Raw genomic sequence first — 20,026 nt, 5'->3', positions numbered from 1 at the left:
GGAATCGAGAAGTGGCTGCCGCCGCGGCGGGGCACCGCGACCGGCCCGACACCGCGGCGGCATCGTGGCGCGCCAGGAACAACTATGCGGGGCGGAGGACTATCGGCGCGACCGAATTTCAGCCGGCCAGAATCGTGTCCAGGCCGGCGGCCACCACGCGTTGCGCGTCCTCCCGGTATTTCAGCACCGCGCCGAGGGTGGCCGCCGCGGCGGCGGCGTCCAGCTCCGAGCGGCCGAGCGCGCCCAACGCCTCGGCCCAGTCGATCGACTCCGCGACTCCCGGCGGTTTGAGCAGCTCCACCGTGCGCAGTTTGCGCACGGCGCCGGCGACCTGCTCGGCCAGGCCGGCCGACAGGCCCGGCAGTCGCCTGCGCAGGATCGCGACCTCGCGGGCCAGTGCCGGGTGCTCGAGCCAGTGGTAGAGGCAGCGGCGCTTCAACGCGTCGTGCACCTCGCGGGTCCGGTTGGAGGTGAGGATCACCAGCGGCGGCACCTGCGCGCGCACCTCCCCCAGCTCCGGCACGGTCACCGCGTTCTCGCCGAGGATCTCCAGCAGGAACGCCTCGAACTCGTCGTCGGCGCGGTCGACCTCGTCCACCAGCAGCACGCACGGCGACTCCTCCAGCGCGCGCAACAGCGGCCGGGCGATCAGGAAGCGCCGGGAGTACAGCGACCGCTCCGCCGCGTCCGCGTCCAGCGACTCCGACGTGGCCTCCAGCGCGCGCAGGTGCAGCAGTTGACGCGGGAAGTCCCAGTCGTAGAGGGCCTGGGAGAAGTCGATGCCCTCGTGGCACTGCAGCTTGATCAGCGGCACGGCCAGCGCGTCGGCCAGCGCGACCGCCAGCGAGGTCTTGCCGGTGCCCGGCTCGCCCTCGCAGAACAGCGGCCGGCCCAGCCGCAACGCGAGAAAGGCCGCCGTGGCGACTCCCTCGTCGGCCAGGTACCCGACCCGATCGAGCGAGTCGGCGAGGTCGGCCGGCGACCCGACCGGCGCCCATGCCATGTCCACCACGGCTGGCAGCCTATTACTCCCGCCGCCCTTCGCCCGATCTCGCCTGGTCAGCGGCGGTGCCAAGGTGGCGCATGCCCTGAATGAGGCATTGCGGACGTTGAGCGTCCCGAACGACCCATTCAGGGCATGCCCCGAGCCGGGTCCGGGGCTGACCAGGGGCGATCCCCGATGTCATCGGGCAGGCGGGGGCCGATGCTGGAGTCATGTACGACACCGACACCCAGACCAGGCCGAGTCAGAAGCTGCAGCGGAGCCGGCGCGACCGGATGATCGCCGGTGTGTGCGGCGGACTGGCCGCGAGGTTCGGCGTGGACGCCGCCATCGTGCGCATCGCGCTGGTGGCCGCCACCCTCCTCGGCTTCGGCACCGGCGCCGTCCTCTACGTGATCTGCTGCGTCGTGATGCCGATGGAGTGAGCCCGTACGCTGGCTGACCGTGCACGAGCAGCCCGGTGAGCAGCCAAGCAGGGTCACCCACGTCGGCACCGCCCGCGCGCTGGTGCTGCTGGCCGCCGTGCTCAGCGGCGGCGCCGCGCTGCTGGTCTGCGTCGCGGCGCTGGTGCTCGGCCCGGCGATCCTCGACCGGCCGGAGCTGAGCGGGGCGCTGGCACTGGGCGGGGTGACCTTCGTCGTCGTGGTGGCGCTGTTCGCGGTCGTGGCGAGCGTGTTGGCGGCGCGGGGCCGCACGGTGGGCACCGTCGTCGTCCGGGGTTGCGGATTGTTACTCGCGGGTATGCTGATCGGAGTGGCATCGATGCTGTTGCTGATCACACATTTTGGGTAATACTCGCTGGTAACCACCCGAATGGCCGGTATCTGACCCTTCAGGATCGGCTCTTGAAGGGTAAGACGATCTACCGTTCAGCGGTCGCCCGCATGGGTGGTCGCGAACAGTCCGGAACACGAGAGAAGACGTAGACGCCGGGGGTTGGCACGATGGACCTGGTGCCATCTGAATATCAACCCACGAAGCGGGGTGGGAAGCGGTGACCGAACTGCAGACCGCGAGCATGACCAAGCCGTGGGAGGGCCTGGACGGGCGAGACCGGCACGCAGCTTGCATGATCGCCGCGCAGGCCGGCGACCGGGCGGCGTTCGACGTCCTGGTCGCCGAGCTTTCGCCGTTGGTCTGGCACGTGGCGCGAGCAGGCGGGCTGGACCGGGCGAGCGCGGAGGACGTGGTGCAGACGGTGTGGCTGGCGTTGCTGCGGCACATCCACCGACTGTCCGAGCCCCGAGCACTCGCCGCCTGGCTGATCACCACGACCAGACGGGAGGCGATCCGAGTGCTGCAACGGAGCTCAAGTCAGGTCGAACTGTCCACCGAGGTCGCCGAGCAGCTGCCGACCACCGACCCGTCCCCGGAGCACGAGGTGCTCCGCGACGAGCGTGACCAGCAGTTGTGGGCCGCGTTCCACAAGTTGACGCAACGCTGCCAGGAGCTACTGCGTCTTACGGTTCTCGCCGGCCGCGCGGAGTACCGCGCCGTCGCCGAGGCGCTGCACATGCCGCACGGCAGTATCGGACCGACCAGAGGGCGCTGCATCAACAACCTGCGCGCCCTGTACAACGGGGACAGTGGATCATGAGAACGCACCAGTCTGACGACGAGCTGATGTCCGAGGTGGCTCGGCTGGTCAACGAGCTTGATCCGCCCCCGCCGGGGCTGATCGAACGAGCGCAGTTCGCGGTGGCCATCGAGGCCATCGACGACATCGACATCGAGGTGGCCCGGTGGGCCGAGCATCGCCCGCTGGCCGGCGTGCGCGGCGGTCTGCCCGGCACCATCACGTTCTTCGTCGGTGACCTGACCGTGATGGTCAACGTCACCCGTACCGGTGAACGGCAGCGGATCGACGGCTGGCTCGTGCCGGCGGGGGCGCACGGCGTCGAGGTCCGGGTGGCCGAACACGGCTCGACCACCACCACCGCGGACGAGGGCGGCCGGTTCGTGCTGACCGAGGTCCCAAGGGGCACGACCCAACTGCTGGTGCGGATGCACGCCGAACAGTCACGCACAGTGGTGACACCAACTGTCGACTTGTAGCCCATCTGGCCCTAATTTCCTCGTTTGGCAGATATTCTCTGTATCTCGCTGTGCCCGCCCGCCTCTTGTCTTGGTGAGCACGCAGCATCTGCTGAAAGGGGAGTAAGCATGAGTAGCCCGACGCCAAAGCCTCCGAACGACCCTCGCCCACCGTGCGCCACGTGTGGCTCGACCGCCCACACCACCGGCTACCACGACTCGAGCGAGCCGGCCGGCTACCACGACTCGAGCGTGCCGGCCGAGACGACCAACGACAAGTAAGCCGGAATTTTGCTGGACCCGGGGCACGCTTCGGCAGGCCAAGTGTGCTGCCATTAGTAGCGTGCCCCGACCTCGTTCTCCCATGGCCGCGCCGATGAATCCGCGCGGTACCGACGACGAGAACGTGCCCGACCGCATCGCGACCGCCGCGGAGCTGTTGCGCCGTGGTGTCGACAGCAACAATCTCGGCGGCTCCGCCGAGGGCACGAAGTTGCTGCGCGACGCGTTGCACGCGCTCCCGGTCGGTTCCCGCGACCCGGAGGCAGTCGTCCTGCGCATCAGGGTGCTGCAGGCGCTGGCCTACGCCGAGGCGGAGACCGGGTCGGTCGCCGATGGCCTTGTCCACCTGGCCACCGCGAGCGACCTGGTCAGCGCGGTGCCGGACGCGTCGACCAGGCTCGCGCTACGCGGCCTGGTCGACCACCAGCACGCCCTCATCCTGTTGCGTGCCGGGGACACCACCGGCGCGCTCGACGTCTACGCCGGCGCGATCCCCGCCCTGGAACGGCTCAACGGCACCGACGCCGGCGATCCGGAACTGTTGGCCAAGGCCTACCTCAACCGCGGCCTGGCCCACATCGAGATCGGCAAGCCCGGCCCGGCCGAGCAGGACATGCAGCGCTGTATGGAGCTGGCCTCCGCGCACGGCATCTACCGGCTCACCGCCAAGGCACAGGGCAACCTCGGCGAGATCGCGCTGCTGGCCGGCGATGTCCCCGGCGCGCTCGCGCACTTCGAGGCGGTCGAGCGGATGTTCCGCGACTTCGCTCCCCGGCTCGTCCCACGCACCAAGATCGACCAGGCGAAGTGCCTGCTCATCGCCGGCCTCGCGGACGAGGCCGCCCGCCACCTCGACGAGTCGATGCCCGCGCTGCGCGAGCAACGTCTCGGCCAGGACCTCGGCGAGGCGGAGGTCGCCAGGGCGGGTGCCGCGCTGATGATGGGCGACTTCGCGCTGGCCAAGAAGCTGACCGGCTCGGCGCACCGCCGGTTCGTGCGCCGGGGCAACTCCGCCTGGGCCGAACTCGCCGCGCTGGCGCGGATGCGCGCCGAGACCGCGAGCGCGCTCGACGGCGGCAAGGGCGCCACCTCGCCGGACAAGGCGGCCGGGCTGGCCAACCGGCTGCTCGGGATCGGGCTGACCGACGAGGCCGCGATGGCCATGATGCTGGCCGTTCGGCTGGCGCTGCGCAGGCGAAGTGTCGACACCGCCGAGGCATTGCTCGCCCAGGTGCCCCCGCTGCGCAAGATCGCCCCGATCGACCACAAGATGCTGCTGCGGCTGTGCCGGGCCGAGGTCGCCATGGCCCGCGGCCAGACCCGCAAGGTGCTCGCCCAGGCCAGGGCCGGGCTGACCGAGCTCGGCGCGGTCCGCGACCGGATGGGTGGGCTGGACCTGGTCTGCGGCACCGCGGTGCACGGCCAGGAGCTCGGCCGGATCGCGGTCAACCTGGTGCTGGACTCGGCCCGCACCGAGGCCGACACCCGCAGGCTGCTCAGCTGGCACGAGCGCACCCGGGCGCAGGTGTACCGCTACGAGCCGCTGCCGGCGATCGACGACCCCGAGCTGGCCAGCCAGGTGACCGAGCTGCGCGCGGTGACCAGGACCGTCCAACAGGCGAAGCTGGAGCGGCGGCCGACCGCACACCTGGAGCGCCGGGTCACCGCGTTGCGGCGGGAGGTGAGCCGGCTCGGCTGGCACACCAGCCACTGGGGCAAGCCCCGGCCGGTGTCCGCGCCGGAGGAGATCATCGACCACCTCGGCGACCGGGCGATGATCAGCTTCGCCGGACCAGGCGAGGACCTGGCCGCGATCGTGGTCAGCGGCGGGCACACCCGGCTGATCCGGCTCGGCGGCCGTGAGCAGGCGCTGGAGGTCGCCAGGCAGCTGCACGCCGACCTCGACGCGCTCGCGCCGGACGACCTGATCGAGCCGCTGGTCAACGCGGTGTCCCAGTCGGCGCTGCACCGGATCGCCACGCTCAACGAGTACCTGTTCGGCGACAGCGGGATCCCGCTCGACCTGCTCGACGGCCGCGAGCTGGTGGTGGTGCCCTTCGGCGAGCTGTACTCGGTGCCGTGGGAGTCGCTGCCGGCGCTGCGCGGGCGCGCGGTGTCGGTCGCGCCGTCGGCGACCGCGTGGGTCGGCGCCGCCGAGGTGCCGGCCACCGACGGCCGGGTGGTGCTGGTCAGCGGCCCCGACCTGCCGGACTCGGTGTCCGAGCTGGCGCATCTGCGCGCGGTGTACCCCGACGCGGTCGTGCTCGACGGCGAGCGCGCCACCACCGATGCCGTGCTGGCCGCGATGGACGGCGCGAAGTTGGTGCACATCGCCGCGCACGGCACCCACGAGCCGGCCAACGCGATGTTCTCCCGGTTGGAGCTGGTCGACGGCGGGCTGCTGGCCCACGAGGTGGCCCGGCTGGCCAATCCGCCGGAGCACATCGTGCTGGCCGCGTGCGAGCTGGCGCTGTCGCACATCCGGCCGGGCGACGAGCCGCTGGGGTTCGCCGGCGCGATGCTCGCCAGCGGCTCGCGGACCGTCGTCGCCGCGGTGAATCGCGTCGGCCACCGGTCGGCCGCGCTCACCATGACCGACTACCACCGGCGCCTGGTCAGCTCCAGCGCCCAGGACCTGGCCGAGGCGATGACCGACTACCACCGCAGACTCGCCTCCGGCACCCGCCCGGCCCGCGCGCTGGCCGAGGCGACCGCCGCCGACCCGCTGCGCAGGCCGTTCATCCTGCTCGGCGCCGGGTAGCCGCGGTGTTCGCTGCCGCGGTGGAGTGGAGTGACCCCCGGTTCGTCTCGCACCTGATCTCGATCCCGTTGTTCACCGGGGTGATCGGGTACATCACCAACTGGACCGGCGTGCTGATGATGTTCGGCCCGATGCGCTTCCACGGCGTGCGGGTGCCCGGGCTGCGGTTCCTGTACCCGTATCTGCCGAGGCGGGTGCAGGTGATCCCGGCGATCACCCGCGACGGCCGGTTCGGCTGGCAGGGCATCATCCCGTCGCGGGTGGCCAAGATGGCGAGCATCTCGGTGGACAAGGCGCTGCTGAAGGTCGGCAGCATCAGCGACTTCTACCGCGAGTTCGAGCCTGACCGGATCGCCGACCACCTGGTGACCACCGCGCGCGGAGAGGTGCGCGGCGTCGTCGAGCGGATCATGGAACGGGAGCATCCCCAGCTGTGGCACGACCTGCCGCCCGCGGTCAGGTCGGCGGTGCACGCGCGGATCGAGCAGCGGCTGCCGGTGATCATCCGTGGCCTGACCGACGAGCTCGGTGAGCACATCGAACAGCTCATCGACGCCAAGCTGCTGGTGATCCGGTACTTCGAGCAGCATCCGGAGCTGCTCAACGACATGCTGCGCGAGGTCGGCCGCAAGGAGCTGCGGTTCATGCAGAACTTCGGCCTCTACTTCGGCCTGCCCATGGGCGTCGGCCTGGTGTTCCTGGTGGCGGCGTTCCCACACTGGTGGGTGCTGCCGCTGGGCGGCGCGGTGATCGGCTGGCTGGTGAACTGGATCGGCCTGAAGCTGATCTTCGAGCCGGTGTTCCCCCGGCGGGTGGGCCCGTTCACCCTCCACGGGTTGTTCCTGCGCCGCCAGCCCGAGGTGAGCGACGTGCTGGCGCAGATCATCGCCGAGGACGTCATCACCATGCGCAACATCGGCGACGAACTGCTGCACGGCCCGAGGTCGGACCGCACCAGGCAGCTGCTGGAGAATTCGCTGCGCCCGGCCGTGGACCACGCGGTCGGCCTCGCCCGCTCGGCGGTGCGCGTCGGCATGGGGGTGGAGCGCTACGACCGCATCCGGGACGCGGTGGCGACCGAGGCGGTCGAGTTCGCCGCCGCACTGGGGGACGAGGAGTTCGGCAGACAGCAGTCGGGAAAGATCAGGTCGTTCGTCGCCAGGCAGATGCGCCAGCTACCGTTCGACCAGTTCAGCGAGCTGCTGCGGTCGGCGATCAAGCAGGACGAGTGGTTGCTTTTCGTGCATGGTGGGGTACTCGGGATCGGTGCCGGCCTGATCCACCTAGCGATCTTCGGAGTGTGAGTTGCCGACCAACGAGGTGTTGCGCGAGGTGGCGGGACTGGTGCGGATCGCCGTGAACACCAGCCTGACGACCACCCAGTGGCTGGTGAACACGACCCTCCAAACGGGAGCCAGAGTGGCCAAGGGCCTGGCCGAGGGCGAGTCCCCGACCAGGATCGTCACCGAGATCGGCGCCGAACTCCGGTCGACGGCAAGAGAAACCCTCGGCATGCCCGACGAGCCACCGCCACCGGCCCATTCGTCCACAGAGGACTTGCGCGCACGCGGCGCCGAGCTGCTCCGCCAGTCGGCCGACGTGCACTTCGTCGACGGCACCCACCCCGCGTACGAACGCATCCTCAGCGAACTGACCCCGGACGAGGCGCGAATCCTGCGGCTGCTGGCGACCGAGGGCCCGCAGCCGGTGGTCGACGTGCGCACGAACCGCCCGCTGGGCATCGGCTCGGAACTGATCGAGTCCAGCCTGTCGATGATCGGCCGCCAGGCCGGCGTCCGCCGGTTGACCAGCACCAACGCCTACCTGAACAACCTGTTCCGGCTGGGGTTGGTGTGGTTCTCCGCCGAGGAGGTCGAGCCGGAGCGCTACCAGGTGGTCGAGGTCCAGCCCGAGGTCCAGGCCGCCATGGCCAAGGCAGGCCGCGCCCCGAAAACCGTCCGCCGCAGCGTCCACCTAACCCCCTTCGGCGACGACTTCTGCGAAGCCTGCCTCCCCATGGATTCTTGAATCAACGCAATTGAGGAAGTTTGTACGCCTGACCTGCAACGCCATGCAGATGCACGAATGCTCCGCCGATGACCAATGCCGGTACCCTCGGCCATGCACCTCTTCGCGGAGAGCGCCGCTGGCCGACAGGCCAAGGGCACGCAGAGAGGCTCCTCGAAGGAGGTGGTCCCGTGGACGGCCGCATCGATCTCGGCGCGCGCATCAAGAAATATCGCGGCAAGTTGTTGTCCCAACAGCAGCTCGCAGACCGAGCCGGCGTGAGCGTCTGGCTGATCCGCAAGTTGGAGCAGGGCGCCCGGAGTACCGCGTCGGTTGGCAGCCTGCAGAGCATCGCGCGCGCTCTCGACGTGCCCTTGTCAGTCCTGCTGGACCGGTCGGCGTCGATCCCGTCATCCGATCCGGCTGCCGGTGTGGTCGCGATCCGCCGCGCCCTCACCCCGGTCGACGACCTCATCGACGAGGACGTCACCGACACCTCACCGCTCACCATCGACGATGCCGAGCGCACCGTCATCTACCTGTGGGGCCACTACTGGTCCGGCCGCTACGAGCAGCTGTCCCACCTGCTCCCCGAAGCACTCATGCAACTACGCGCCACCGTCCGCGCGGTGCCGACCGCCGAACGACCACGCGCGGCTCGCGCGCTCGCGCTGGGTTACCGGGCTGCCGGGGACACCCTTGTCCAACTCGGCCACCATGATGCCGCGTGGCTGGCGGTTCGCGAAGCGCTCCGCACGAGCCGGGACGGCAACGACGAGCTGTTGCACGCGGCGCTGCGGGTATCGGTGTCGTGGCAGTTGCTGGTGCAGGGTCGCTACGACGAGTCGGAGCGCGTCGCCGTAGCGGCCGCGCGGGACGTCGAGCCGGCCGGCGACGTGTCCGACTCGCAGCTGTCTGCCTACGGCATCCTCACCATGACCGCCGCCACCGCCGCGGCGCGCTCTTGCCGCGCACACGCGGCACGCGAGTTGCTGTCCGTGGCCGCCGAGACCGCTGGTCGTCTTGGCTACGAGCGCGCAGACCACCAGACCACGTTCGGGCCGGTCAAGGTGAGGATGATGGCTGTTGACTGCGCCGTGGTTCAAGACGACTGGACCGGCGCGCTCACCGCGGCCGACGCACTGCCGCACGACGCCGCGCTCCCGCTCGCGAGCCGCGCTCGGCACATGACCGACCTGGCGCTCGCACACCTGCGGCTTGGTCATCCTCGTCGGGCCGAGGCCGCGCTGCTGGCGACGGCGCAGCTGGCCCCGGACTGGATCACTTACCAGAGTCTTCCCGGTCTCGTGGTCGACGAACTCGTCGAGCGGGAGCGGCGGGTCAGTGCTCCCCTGCGGGAGCTGGCGATCCGGCTCGGGCGGCATATCGGTTAGCTCGGGTAGGACGCGACGTCCTACCCCCGAACGGGTAGTGGCACACCGTGTCCTACCCGCTTGCTGGTTTTTCTCCCTACCTTCGCGGAAGTCAAAGTCACGCGAAGGAGCATCCACAGTGGACTGTCCACAATGTCGGCGGCCATGACCGCCATGGACTACGCCCTGACATTGGGCATCGCTGTGTTCATCGGCGTGGTTGTCGGGCCGCCGCTTGGTTACTGGTCCGTGCGTTGGGAGGACAAGTTGGACCGGCACCGCGCCCAGTGCGCGTCCTGCCGGCGGCGTGCCGAACGGCGGGCAGCGCGCCATGTCTGAGACGACGCGTGATCATGCCCAGGAACCTCCGGTCCCCACTCGGTCGTCGGCCGTCAGTTGGCGGGTGTCTGGGCATGATCTGCGGACACATGCGTTTCCGACGCCGTTCGGTGACCTGTTCGCTGAGGCGTTGTGCTCGCATTCGGTGCCGATTGGGCAGCTTGTCGACATGCCGGCCGGGTGTTGCCTGGCGTGTCAGATGATTCTCGGTGATCTGCTCGCGGATCGACGCCGGGACGTCATGGCAGATCAACTATCTGGAGAATAGTATGGACATTAATCCTTTTGTGCTGAAGACCGTCGATGCCAGCCGGGACGGTATCTACGCTGTCGGTATGTTGATCAGCGGCGGCCCGGACGATGAGCAGGAAGTGCTGACCTATCGCCGCGATCCCGGCTCCGGGCGGGCGTCGTTCGGTATTTTCGCCTCGCCGGAGAGTGCGTTGGCGACTCATCAGCGCATGATGCCGATGCGGCTCGAGTGGACGACGGACGAGGGTGCGGACGATCTGACCGCTCTGCAGACTTCCTGACCATGCCCAAGGTGAACCGTGAGCTTATTCGCGGATGGCTCGACGAGCACAACTGGACGGTCCGTCGACTCGCCAGGGAATGCAGCATTGTCGGCGCTGATGATTTTCCAGAGGCGACCATGCGGAACGTGGTGAACGGAATCGATCCGATGCGACCCGGCAGAATCAAGGTGATCTGCCGGGTCACCGCCAAATATGGCGACGGCATTCCGTACGAACAGCTCGTCATGGAATCCGGCTGCGCGACGGAGTACGGCGTGCATCATTTATCGGTCAGCATGACCCGCGCCACCCACGCCGCGTTGGACATCGTCGCCGAGACCGAGCGGGTGTCCGTCGCCGAAGCGTTGCGGCGGCTGGTCGGTTACGGCGCTCTGGTCTACCGGACCGTGCGAGTCGATCGCGACGAACTGTTGGTGCGGCGCGGCGGGCTGGTAAATCGGATCGTGCTGACCGACGTCGATCCGGCAGCTGACGCCGATGATCAGGTGCCGAGTTGGTTTAGTCGGTGATGAGTGTGAGACCGTCATATTGGACGAAGTCGTCGAAATCCTTCACGTTGTGCGTGGCCAGTGGCAGGTCGTAGACCAGGCAGCACGCGGCGATCCAGGTGTCGTTGACCGGGCGTGGCCGACCGCGTTTGCTGGCTGCTGCTGAGATCTGGCCCCACGCTGTCGCGACGTCCTCCGTGCCAGGCAGGACAGCCATGTCGGCAAGCCACTGTGCGAGCTGAGCCCGTCGTGCCGTTCCCCAGTTACGCGTTTCAGCCCATCTGATCAGCTCGGCATGGGTGACAAATGTGATCAGTGGGCGGCGGCCGACCAGGCGCCTGAACATGGACGTGCGCAATTGACCCTTGAAGCGGAGAGAGGCAACGTCAGTGTCGAGTACGACCGGGTCCACAGTGAGTAAACATTACGCCAGCTCAGTGCGACGAGCTGCGTAGGTGTACTCGAGGAACTCGTGCAGCTCCTCGTTGGACTCGAAGACGCCCCTACCCGCTGGGTCGTCAGGAGTTTCTATCGGCTGGACGTCCTTCTGGCGAAGAAGCTCGTCGACCAGCGCTCGTCCGCGTGGCGAGGGCACGTGATGTGCGCCCGCGTGTTCCGCGGTCATAACGTCCACCTCCTGCCAGACTCCATGACCTTTGCTTATAGTACCGGCCGAGAAGCGCGACTGGGTCCCAGCCGAATCTGTGGATCGGTGACAGGTTCGCGCGGTCTCATCCAGCTGATCATGAAAATAGGCTCTGACCAGGGAGAACCTGACGTCGATCCCGGTGGGTGAGCTGGTCACCCACCGGGAGTTACGGCTACGTGCAGAGGGCGGTGTCGATGGTCTGCATCATGCGGTTGGAGGCCTGCTTGCCGGTTTGGGCGGTGAGGTAGACCGTCGCCTCCCGGCCGGTTTCGGTGCGGACGGACGCGTTGGACACGCCCGCGCCGGCCAGGTCGCCGCCGTGGCCCCAGGCGTAGCCGCACGACAGGGGCAGCTGGGCCAGGCCGAGACCGTAGTTCGCGTCCTCGGCGATGCCCGGTGCCGGCACGGTGGTCTGCATCTGGGCCAGCTGGCGGCTCGGCAACAGGTGACCGTCGAGCAGTTCGCGCCAGAACTTGTTGAGGTCGGCCGGGGTGGACACCAGCGCGCCGGACGCGCCGGCCCATGACGGCTCGTACTCGGTGACGTCGACCAGCGGGCCCTCGGGGTTGTCCTTGTCCAGCATGTAGTTGTGCGCGTGCCTGCCACGGATCTGGCGCTCGCCGGCACGCGGCCAGTACGTGTCGGGCAGGCCGGCGGGGCGGATCACCAGTTCGGCCACGGCGGTGCCGATGTCCTTGCCGGTCACCCGTTCCACGACCATGCCGGCGAGGAGGAAGCCGGTGTTCGAGTAGCGCCAACCGTCACCGGGGGTGAAGTCCGGCTTGTTCGACAGCGCCAGCCGGACCAGCTCGCTCGCCTCGACCGGGCCGTCCAGCTCGGTGAAGTCCACGTACTCGGTGTAGTTCGGCAGGCCGCTGGTGTGCTGCAGGAGCTGGCGCACGGTGATGTCCCGACCATCGATCTCCGCACCGTCGCCGGTGCCGCGCACGACGCCGGGCAGGTAGGTCTCGATCGGCTCGTCGAGGCGCACCTCGCGCTTGGCCACCAGCTGCAGGACGGCCGTGGCGACGAAGGTCTTGGTGACGCTGGCGACCCGGAAGCGGCCGTTCTTCCCGACCATCGGGCGGTCGGTGCCCAGCTCGGCGGTGCCGGCGGTCATCGTGACGAGACGGCCGCGGCTGTTCCGGCCCTGCACCAACGCACCTGGCACCCGGTCGACGCTGGTCAGCAGGTCGAGCTGGGTCTGGACGGGGTTGGGGTCGGGGTGTGCCGCGGCCGGTGAGGTGCCGAGGACGGTCGCGAGGATCGCGGTGCCAAGGGCGATGCCGACCGCGCGGCGCGTCTTGTTTGTCATGTACAAGATCCTCTTGTCTGCGGGGGTCCGCGGACAATGGAGCCAGCATGTGGGTCGGGGGTGGGGCTAGCCGTAGTACGAAGGGCCCGGACTCCCTGGTGGGAGTCCGGGCCCTTCGGTGCTAGCTGTGCGGCCTGGTCAGAAGTCCATGCCGCCGGTGGGGTCACCGCCACCCGGAGCAGGCGCGGCCTTCTCCGGCTTGTCGGCGACGACCGCCTCCGTGGTGAGGAACAGCGCGGCGATCGACGCGGCGTTCTGCAGCGCCGAGCGGGTCACCTTGGTCGGGTCCGGCACGCCGGCGGCGAGCAGGTCCTCGTACACGCCGGTGGCGGCGTTCAGGCCGTGCCCCTGGGGCAGACCCTTGACCTTCTCCACCACGACGCCACCTTCGTGGCCCGCGTTCACGGCGATCTGCTTGAGCGGAGCCTCGACCGCGACCTTCACGATGTTGGCACCGGTCGCCTCGTCGCCCTCGAGCTTGAGGCCGGCGAAGGCCTGCTCGGCAGCCTGCAGCAGAGCCACGCCACCACCGGCGACGATGCCCTCCTCGACGGCGGCCTTGGCGTTGCGCACCGCGTCCTCGATGCGGTGCTTGCGCTCCTTGAGCTCGACCTCGGTGGCGGCACCGGCCTTGATGACCGCGACGCCGCCGGCCAGCTTGGCCAGCCGCTCCTGCAGCTTCTCCCGGTCGTAGTCCGAGTCGCTCTTGTCGATCTCGGCCCGGATCTGGTTGACCCGGCCCTGGATCTGCTCGGCGTCACCGGAACCCTCGACGATGGTCGTCTCGTCCTTGGTGACGACGACCTTGCGGGCGCGGCCAAGCAGCGAGATGTCCGCGTTCTCCAGCTTGAGACCCACGTCCTCGCTGATGACCTGGCCACCGGTGAGGATCGCGATGTCCTGCAGGATCGCCTTGCGGCGGTCGCCGAAGCCGGGAGCCTTGACGGCGACCGACTTGAACGTGCCGCGGATCTTGTTGACCACCAGGGTCGCCAGGGCCTCGCCCTCGACGTCCTCGGCGATGATCAGCAGCGGCTTGGAGGCCTGCATGACCTTCTCGAGGACCGGGAGCATGTCCTTGACCGCGGAGATCTTCGAGCCGAACAGCAGGATGTACGGGTCTTCGAGCACCGCTTCCTGGCGCTCGGGGTCGGTCACGAAGTAACCGGCCAGGTAGCCCTTGTCGAAGCGCATGCCCTCGGTGAGCTCCAGCTCCATGCCGAGTGCGTTGCTCTCCTCGACCGTGACCACGCCCTCCTTGCCGACCTTGTCCAGCGCCTCGGCGATCAGCTCGCCGATCGTGGTGTCAGCAGCGGAGATCGACGCGGTGGCAGCGATCTGCTCCTTGGTCTCGACCTCCTTGGAGGCCTTGTGCAGCTGCTCGATCACCGCCTCGACGGCCTGCTCGATGCCGCGCTTGAGCGACAGCGGGTCGGCGCCGGCGGCGACGTTGCGCAGGCCCTCGCGTACGAGTGCCTGAGCCAGGACGGTCGCGGTGGTGGTGCCATCACCGGCGACATCGTCAGTCTTCTTGGCGACCTCCTTGACGAGCTCGGCCCCGATCTTCTCCCACGGGTCCTCGAGCTCGATCTCCTTGGCGATGGAGACACCATCGTTGGTGATGGTGGGCGCGCCCCACTTCTTCTCGAGCACGACGTTGCGGCCACGCGGGCCCAGCGTCACCTTGACGGCGTCAGCGAGGGTGTTCAGCCCGCGCTCGAGACCGCGGCGCGCGTCCTCGTCGAACGCGATCAACTTGGCCATTGCGGTGTAAGTCCTCCGTGTTGGACGTTCACGATGCGTGGCCAGGCTCGGTGCCCGCGACGGACGACCGGCTTGCCGGCCTCACCGTCCCGACCTCAACATTTGGCACTCGGATGTACCGACTGCCAGAACCGTGTTTAGCACTCGGACCACGAGAGTGCAAGAAACGCAGGTCAACGACCACCCGAATCGGGGTCGTCACCGACCTTGATCGATGGCACGGTCTGCTGGGTGGTCCCGCCCGGGTCCCGCTGGTCGCCCCCGCCGCCGCCGTCATCGCCGGAGCTGAAGAAGACGATCGCGGCCACGATCAGCCCGATCGCCACCAGCCCGACGATCACCGGCACGAGCCAGCGCGAGGACCCACCGGAGTCGGACGTGAACGCCGTGCTCGGCCCGGCGGGCACCGGCGGGCGCAGCCGGACGGGATCGGCCGACGAGGAGTGCGTGCCGGCCGGCACTGGCCGCTGGTAGTTGCCCGGCGGTGGCTGTCGCGGCGGGTAGCCGGGTGGCCCGCCAGGTCCGGCCGGGCCGCTTGGGCCGGGTCGGTGCTGGCTGGGCATCGGGATCGACCCGCCGCCGATCCTCGGGCCGACCGGTACCGCTGGCGGGCGCCGCACCTGCTGCCCGACGCCGGCCAGCGCCTGGCGGGCGGCGGCCATCAGGTCGCGGCAGGTCGCGTACCGGGTCTTGGGGCTCTTCGCCATGCCGCGGCGGATCACGTCGTCGATCGCCGGCGGCAGCGAGACGTACTCGGTGACCGCCGGCACCTCGCGGTTGAGATGTCCCTGGATCACCTCGGGCACCGGCCCCTGGAACGGCGGCCTGCCGGACAGGCAGGCGAACAGCACGCACGCCAGCGAGTACGCGTCGGTGCGCCCGTCCACCGGCTCGCCGCGCAGGTGTTCCGGCGCGGCGTAGGTCGGCGAGCCGAGGAAGTCGCCGCCGCGCGTGCGGTGGCCGGTGGCGCCCCGGCGGGTCAGCCCGAAGTCGGCGACGTAGATGTGTTCGGCGGTCGACTCCCGGCTGGTCACCAGCACGTTGGCCGGCTTGACATCCAGATGGACCAGACCGCGCTCGTGCAGGTTGTCCAGTGCCTCGGCCACCTGGCTGAGTAACGCGAGCGCCCGCTCGGGGGCCAGCGGGCCGTCCTTGACCAGCGAGGCCATGTCCGAGCCGTCGACCAGCCGCATGGCGATGTAGAGCAGCCCGTCGACCTCGCCGAAGTCGTACAGCGGCACGACGTTCGCGTGGTCGATCGCGGAGGTGTTGCGCGCCTCGTCGACGAACCGCTCGCGGAACTCCGGGTCCTCGGTGAGGTGTTCGGCGATGACCTTGAGCGCCACCTTGCGCCCGAGCCGGATGTCCGTGGCGCGGTACATCACGGACATGCCGCCCTTACCGAGCACACCGTCGATCCGGTAGTGCCCCAGGCGACGCCCGGTGAGGTCCTCCGCCACTGCTCATCCATTCGTCCGTTTGTCACTCGAAGCCTAACGTTCGCCAAGTGCGGCGCGCGTGCGGTTGGAGACAACCGGTCGGACCGCCCTCAGCGTGGGCCGCCACCCGCGCTCAGCCAGGCCGCCAACGCGTGCGGGCTGCGGGTCTGGATAAGCAACTGTCCAGGACCCGCGAAGTCCAGCAGCAGGCCCTCGCCGGTGCGCAGCGACTGCGGCAGCGACGGGCTGACCGCGCGCAGCCGGCACTGGGTGGTCTCGCTGTAGGCCAACAGGTAGGTCGGGTCGACGGTGATCAGCTCACCGGCGTCCAGGGTCACCACGTCCAGCGCGCCACACGCGGCCAGCACCAGCGCGCCGTCGCCGGAGACGTGTTCCAGGAAGCCGACATCCGCGCCGAACAGCCCGCGGAAACCCGGCCACTGCGGCTCGACGCGCACCGTGGCGCCGGCCGCGAGCCAGCCGCCGCGCTGCACGCACCACCCGCTCAGCCCGTCGAGCTGCAACGGGTAGAGGTCGCCTGGCAGCGGGGGCGCGACGTCGACCCAGCCGCCCTCGGCCGGCGCGGTGAACACCGCACGCCGCTGCTTGCCCCGCGCCCCGCCACGTGCCGGGGTGACCAGCACGCCGTAGCTGGTGGCGATCATCGCGACGTAGTCGGCCTGCACGGCCTCGCCGGGCGCCAACAGCAGCCGGGCGACACCGGACGCGGGGGTGTGCCGAGTGCGGACCTGCACCTACGTCTCCCTGTTCGTCAGCGGCCGAGCGCCCCGCAGTCTGGCACGGGACAGCTGTCGTGCGCGGTGGGTGAGGGGGCAGGATGCGAAGGGTGTCACACACCTCGCAGTCCGGGCCGCTGTCCGTGTCCGCCTACCGGGCGCGGATCGCCGCGCTGGTGCCGGCGACGCCGGTCGTGCCGCTGCCGCTGGCCGACTGCGTCGGGCTGGTGCTCGGCGAGGACCTCACCAGCCCGGTAGCGCTGCCGCCGTTCGACAACTCGGCGATGGACGGCTACGCGGTGCGCGCGGCCGATGTCGCCGGCGCGGGGCCGGACGCGGCGGTCGCGCTGCCGGTGCCGGAGGACATCCCGGCCGGGCGCACCGACATCGTGCCGCTGCTGCCCGGCACCGCCCACCGGATCATGACCGGCGCGCCGATCCCGCCCGGGGCGGACGCGGTGGTCAAGGTCGAGGACACCGACGGCGGCGAGCAGCGGGTGGCCATGCGCGCCTCGGTCGAGCCGGGCACGCACATCCGGCGGCTTGGCGAGGACGTGGCGCGGGACGCGACCGTGCTCAAGGCGGGCACCGTGCTCGGTCCGGCACAGCTCGGCCTCGCGGCGGCGATCGGGCGCGCCGAGCTGCCGGTGCACCGCCCGGTGCGGGTGCTCGTCCTGGCCACCGGGACCGAGCTGGTCGCGCCGGGAGTTCCGTTGCTGCACGGGCAGATCTACGAGTCCAACAGCGCGCTGATCGCGGCCGCGGTGCGCGAGCTCGGTGGCGCGCCGACCGTGCTGCGGTTCGTGCCGGACGACGTCGCGGTGTTCCACCGGACGATCGCCGAGCACGCCGGGCGGGCCGACCTGCTGGTGACCTCCGGCGGGGTGAGCGCGGGCGCCTACGAGGTGGTCAAGGACGCGCTGTCCGGGCAGGGGGTGGAGTTCCTGCGGGTGGCGATCCAGCCGGGTGGTCCGCAGGGGTGCGGGCGGTTCGGCGACCTGCCGGTGGTGACCCTGCCGGGCAACCCGGTGTCCACCGCGCTGTCCTTCGAGCTGTTCGTTCGCCCGGCGCTGCTGGCGGCGATGGGCCACCAGCGCGTCGAGCGGTCGCGCACGACCGCGCGGACCACCGCCGAGCTGCGCTCCCCCGCCGGCAAACGGCAGTACCGCCGAGGGCAGCGCGCCGGGGACACCGTCACCCCGGTCGGCGGACCCGGGTCGCATCTGCTGGCGTCCTTCGCGGTGTCGGACTGCCTCATCGAGGTGCCGGAGGAGGTCACCGTGGTGGCCGCCGGCGAGCAGGTCGATGTGTTGCTGCTGCGGTGATCCACGCATCTGCCACGTGGCGTTCCGTGATCGGTTACCCACGGATCGCTATTGCTTACACCATGTGTGCGGTCATACACTGCCCGTGCGTCGCGGTTGGTCGACCGGCCGGTGCGTGCATGTCGTCGGGGGATGCGCGGCCGGCCGGGCCGGGGTTGGGCCACCACCGTCACCGTCCGCACTGGGCGTAGCGTGGGCCGTAGCCAATCCGCCCGAAAACACGCACTGTGCGAGGGATGTCCGCACCAGATGACCGAACCAGCAGAGCACCCGGAATCGGGCGCGCTCGCCCGCCTCATCGCCCTGACCAGGAGCATTGTCCCGCCGCTGCACCCGGCGGGCCGGCCGTTCGTGGCCGGCGCGGCCGCCGCGTCGTGGGTGCTGCGCAAGCTGTCCCGCCGCCTCGGCCTGCTCGGCTTCGTGCTGACCGGCGCCATCGCCTGGTTCTTCCGGGAGCCCAAGCGGGTCACGCCGACCCGGCCGGGGCTCGCGGTGGCCGCCGCGGACGGCACCGTGTCCCACGTGGTGCTCGCCAGCCCGCCGCCCGAGCTCGGGCTTGGCGACCGTGAGCTGTTGCGGGTCAGTGTGTTCCTGTCGGTGTTCGACGTGCACGTGCAGCGGCTGCCGGTCTCCGGCGTGGTCGAGCGCGTGGCCTACCGGCCGGGCAAGTTCCTGTCCGCCGATCTGGACAAGGCCAGCGAGGACAACGAGCGCAACTCCGTCCTGATGTCCACTGTGGATGGTCAGGAGGTGGTCGTGGTGCAGATCGCCGGCCTGGTCGCGCGGCGGATCGTCTGCCAGCTCACCGGCGGGGAGAAGGTCCTTGCCGGCCAGACCTACGGGCTGATCCGGTTCGGCTCGCGGGTGGACCTCTACCTGCCGCCGGCGTCGCGGGTGCTGGTCGAGCCCGGGCAGCGCACCATCGGCGGCGAGACGGTGCTCGCCGAACTGCCGGAGGGCTGAGTTGGGCGCTCGCTCACCGGGCGTTCGGCTGCTGCCGAACGCCATCACGGTGCTCGCCATGTGCGCCGGGCTGTCCGCGGTCCAGTTCACCCTCTCCGGCAACCTGGCCGCGGCCATCGCGGCGATCGCGATCGCCGCGGTGCTCGACAGCCTCGACGGCCGGATCGCCCGGCTGCTGGACGCGACCAGCAAGATGGGCGCCGAGCTGGACTCGCTGGCCGACGCGATCTCCTTCGGCGTGGCGCCCGCGCTGGTGCTCTACATCTGGAAGTTCGACGGCAACCGGGTCGGCTGGGTGGTCGCGCTGGTGTTCGCGGTGTGCATCATCCTGCGGCTGGCGCGGTTCAACACGCTGCTCGACGACACCGAGAAACCGCCGTACGCCAAGGAGTTCTTCGTCGGCGTGCCCGCGCCGGCCGGTGGGCTGCTCGCGCTGCTGCCGCTGATCCTGACCATCCAGCTCGGCCGGGACGGCTGGTGGTCGGCCGAGCCGGTGGTGATGGTGTGGACGGTGGCCATCGGCGCGCTGCTGATCAGCCGGATCCCCACGCTGTCGCTGAAGACCTTCCGGGTGCCGGCGCGGATGGTCGCGCCGCTGCTCGTGCTGGTCGGCCTGCTGGCGGCGGCGGTGATCACCTACCCGCTGCTCGCGCTGGCCGCGTTCCTGGCGATCTACCTGCTGCACGTGCCCTACGCGGTGCGCCGCAACCACTGGCTGGCCAACCACCCCGAGGTCTGGGACGTGCCGGCGAGTGAACGGCGGGCCATCCGCCGGGCGCACGGCCGCCGCCTTGGCCTGCGCCCGCCGATCCGCAAGGTCGCCGGCGCCGCGCGGCGCGCGGTGTGGCCACGACGCAACGGCAACGGCAACGGAGATGGCACCGGTGGCGGCAAGCTGGTGCTGCCGACCGACTCCTCCCGGATGCGCCGGTCGGTGCAGCGTGCGCGGGGCTGGCGACGCACCGGGCTGCGCCGCAACCAACCCCGGCCACCCGGCGGCGACCAGTAGTC

22 protein-coding genes are annotated in these 20,026 nt (G+C 70.0%); 15 read left to right on the top strand and 7 right to left on the bottom strand.

Annotated features, from left to right (window positions below; all coding sequences use genetic code 11):
- Positions 1-118: 118 nt before the first annotated feature.
- A complete protein-coding gene (locus tag ACYVIP_RS35475) occupies positions 119-1,003 on the bottom strand; it encodes an AAA family ATPase (protein WP_460404779.1) in 885 nt (294 codons plus the stop codon).
- A gap of 212 nt (positions 1,004-1,215) precedes the next feature.
- On the opposite strand from ACYVIP_RS35475, the gene ACYVIP_RS35470 reads away from it, so the two are divergent.
- The 12 genes from ACYVIP_RS35470 (at position 1,216) to ACYVIP_RS35415 (ending at position 10,844) form a co-directional block, all read left to right on the top strand.
- The gene (locus tag ACYVIP_RS35470) at positions 1,216-1,428 is read left to right on the top strand and encodes a PspC domain-containing protein (RefSeq protein WP_460404470.1); all 213 of its coding nucleotides are present in this window, start codon (positions 1,216-1,218) and stop codon (positions 1,426-1,428) included.
- A 19-nt stretch (positions 1,429-1,447) separates the two neighbouring features.
- Entirely contained in the window at positions 1,448-1,795 is a 348-nt protein-coding gene (locus ACYVIP_RS35465) for a hypothetical protein (protein WP_460404468.1), read from the top strand.
- Between the two features lie 202 nt (positions 1,796-1,997).
- Positions 1,998-2,600, top strand: a complete 603-nt coding sequence (locus ACYVIP_RS35460) for an RNA polymerase sigma factor (RefSeq protein ID WP_460404466.1) — start codon at positions 1,998-2,000, stop codon at positions 2,598-2,600.
- Positions 2,597-3,058 carry a carboxypeptidase regulatory-like domain-containing protein gene (locus tag ACYVIP_RS35455; RefSeq protein WP_460404464.1) on the top strand — a complete coding sequence of 154 codons (462 nt, stop codon included), beginning with the start codon at positions 2,597-2,599 and terminating at the stop codon, positions 3,056-3,058. The genes ACYVIP_RS35460 and ACYVIP_RS35455 overlap by 4 nt, the downstream gene beginning before the upstream one ends.
- A 108-nt stretch (positions 3,059-3,166) precedes the next feature.
- Positions 3,167-3,319 carry a hypothetical protein gene (locus ACYVIP_RS35450; protein WP_460404462.1) on the top strand — a complete coding sequence of 51 codons (153 nt, stop codon included), beginning with the start codon at positions 3,167-3,169 and terminating at the stop codon, positions 3,317-3,319.
- Between the two features lie 82 nt (positions 3,320-3,401).
- Positions 3,402-6,080: a CHAT domain-containing protein gene (locus tag ACYVIP_RS35445; RefSeq protein WP_460404460.1), complete on the top strand. Its 2,679-nt coding sequence runs from the start codon at positions 3,402-3,404 to the stop codon at positions 6,078-6,080.
- Between the two features lie 20 nt (positions 6,081-6,100).
- Positions 6,101-7,384: a hypothetical protein gene (locus ACYVIP_RS35440; protein ID WP_460404458.1), complete on the top strand. Its 1,284-nt coding sequence runs from the start codon at positions 6,101-6,103 to the stop codon at positions 7,382-7,384.
- 1 nt (position 7,385) lies between these two features.
- On the top strand, positions 7,386-8,108 hold the full coding sequence (locus tag ACYVIP_RS35435) for an Abi-alpha family protein (protein ID WP_460404456.1): 723 nt from the start codon (positions 7,386-7,388) through the stop codon (positions 8,106-8,108).
- Between the two features lie 170 nt (positions 8,109-8,278).
- A complete protein-coding gene (locus tag ACYVIP_RS35430) occupies positions 8,279-9,481 on the top strand; it encodes a helix-turn-helix domain-containing protein (protein ID WP_460404454.1) in 1,203 nt (400 codons plus the stop codon).
- A 144-nt stretch (positions 9,482-9,625) separates the two neighbouring features.
- Entirely contained in the window at positions 9,626-9,799 is a 174-nt protein-coding gene (locus tag ACYVIP_RS35425; protein ID WP_460404452.1) for a hypothetical protein, read from the top strand.
- 209 nt (positions 9,800-10,008) lie between these two features.
- Positions 10,009-10,332 carry a hypothetical protein gene (locus tag ACYVIP_RS35420; protein ID WP_460404450.1) on the top strand — a complete coding sequence of 108 codons (324 nt, stop codon included), beginning with the start codon at positions 10,009-10,011 and terminating at the stop codon, positions 10,330-10,332.
- A gap of 2 nt (positions 10,333-10,334) precedes the next feature.
- Positions 10,335-10,844, top strand: a complete 510-nt coding sequence (locus ACYVIP_RS35415; RefSeq protein ID WP_460404448.1) for a hypothetical protein — start codon at positions 10,335-10,337, stop codon at positions 10,842-10,844.
- Here ACYVIP_RS35415 and ACYVIP_RS35410 read toward each other — a convergent pair.
- From ACYVIP_RS35410 to ACYVIP_RS35385, 6 genes are all read right to left on the bottom strand, one after another.
- Complete coding sequence (locus tag ACYVIP_RS35410; RefSeq protein WP_460404446.1) at positions 10,834-11,235, bottom strand: PIN domain-containing protein; 402 nt, start codon at positions 11,233-11,235, stop codon at positions 10,834-10,836. The two genes, ACYVIP_RS35415 and ACYVIP_RS35410, sit on opposite strands and share 11 nt — an antisense overlap.
- 12 nt (positions 11,236-11,247) lie before the next feature.
- Entirely contained in the window at positions 11,248-11,448 is a 201-nt protein-coding gene (locus ACYVIP_RS35405) for a hypothetical protein (protein WP_460404444.1), read from the bottom strand.
- 196 nt (positions 11,449-11,644) lie between these two features.
- Positions 11,645-12,787: a serine hydrolase domain-containing protein gene (locus ACYVIP_RS35400; RefSeq protein ID WP_460404442.1), complete on the bottom strand. Its 1,143-nt coding sequence runs from the start codon at positions 12,785-12,787 to the stop codon at positions 11,645-11,647.
- 138 nt (positions 12,788-12,925) lie between these two features.
- Positions 12,926-14,551, bottom strand: coding sequence for a chaperonin GroEL (gene groL / locus ACYVIP_RS35395; protein WP_460404440.1), 1,626 nt, complete (start codon positions 14,549-14,551; stop codon positions 12,926-12,928).
- A 173-nt stretch (positions 14,552-14,724) separates the two neighbouring features.
- A complete protein-coding gene (locus tag ACYVIP_RS35390; protein WP_460404438.1) occupies positions 14,725-16,011 on the bottom strand; it encodes a serine/threonine-protein kinase in 1,287 nt (428 codons plus the stop codon).
- Between the two features lie 89 nt (positions 16,012-16,100).
- Positions 16,101-16,745, bottom strand: a complete 645-nt coding sequence (locus ACYVIP_RS35385; protein ID WP_460404436.1) for an AIM24 family protein — start codon at positions 16,743-16,745, stop codon at positions 16,101-16,103.
- An 83-nt stretch (positions 16,746-16,828) separates the two neighbouring features.
- On the opposite strand from ACYVIP_RS35385, the gene moeA reads away from it, so the two are divergent.
- From moeA to pssA, 3 genes are all read left to right on the top strand, one after another.
- Positions 16,829-18,052, top strand: a complete 1,224-nt coding sequence (gene moeA, locus ACYVIP_RS35380; protein WP_460404434.1) for a molybdopterin molybdotransferase MoeA — start codon at positions 16,829-16,831, stop codon at positions 18,050-18,052.
- A 249-nt stretch (positions 18,053-18,301) separates the two neighbouring features.
- A complete protein-coding gene (locus ACYVIP_RS35375) occupies positions 18,302-19,015 on the top strand; it encodes a phosphatidylserine decarboxylase (protein ID WP_460404432.1) in 714 nt (237 codons plus the stop codon).
- 58 nt (positions 19,016-19,073) lie between these two features.
- Positions 19,074-20,024: a CDP-diacylglycerol--serine O-phosphatidyltransferase gene (pssA, locus tag ACYVIP_RS35370; RefSeq protein ID WP_460404777.1), complete on the top strand. Its 951-nt coding sequence runs from the start codon at positions 19,074-19,076 to the stop codon at positions 20,022-20,024.
- Positions 20,025-20,026 lie beyond the last annotated feature (2 nt).

This window comes from Actinophytocola sediminis, from assembly GCF_054779715.1.
This window is presented reverse-complemented; position numbering and strand designations above follow the sequence as displayed.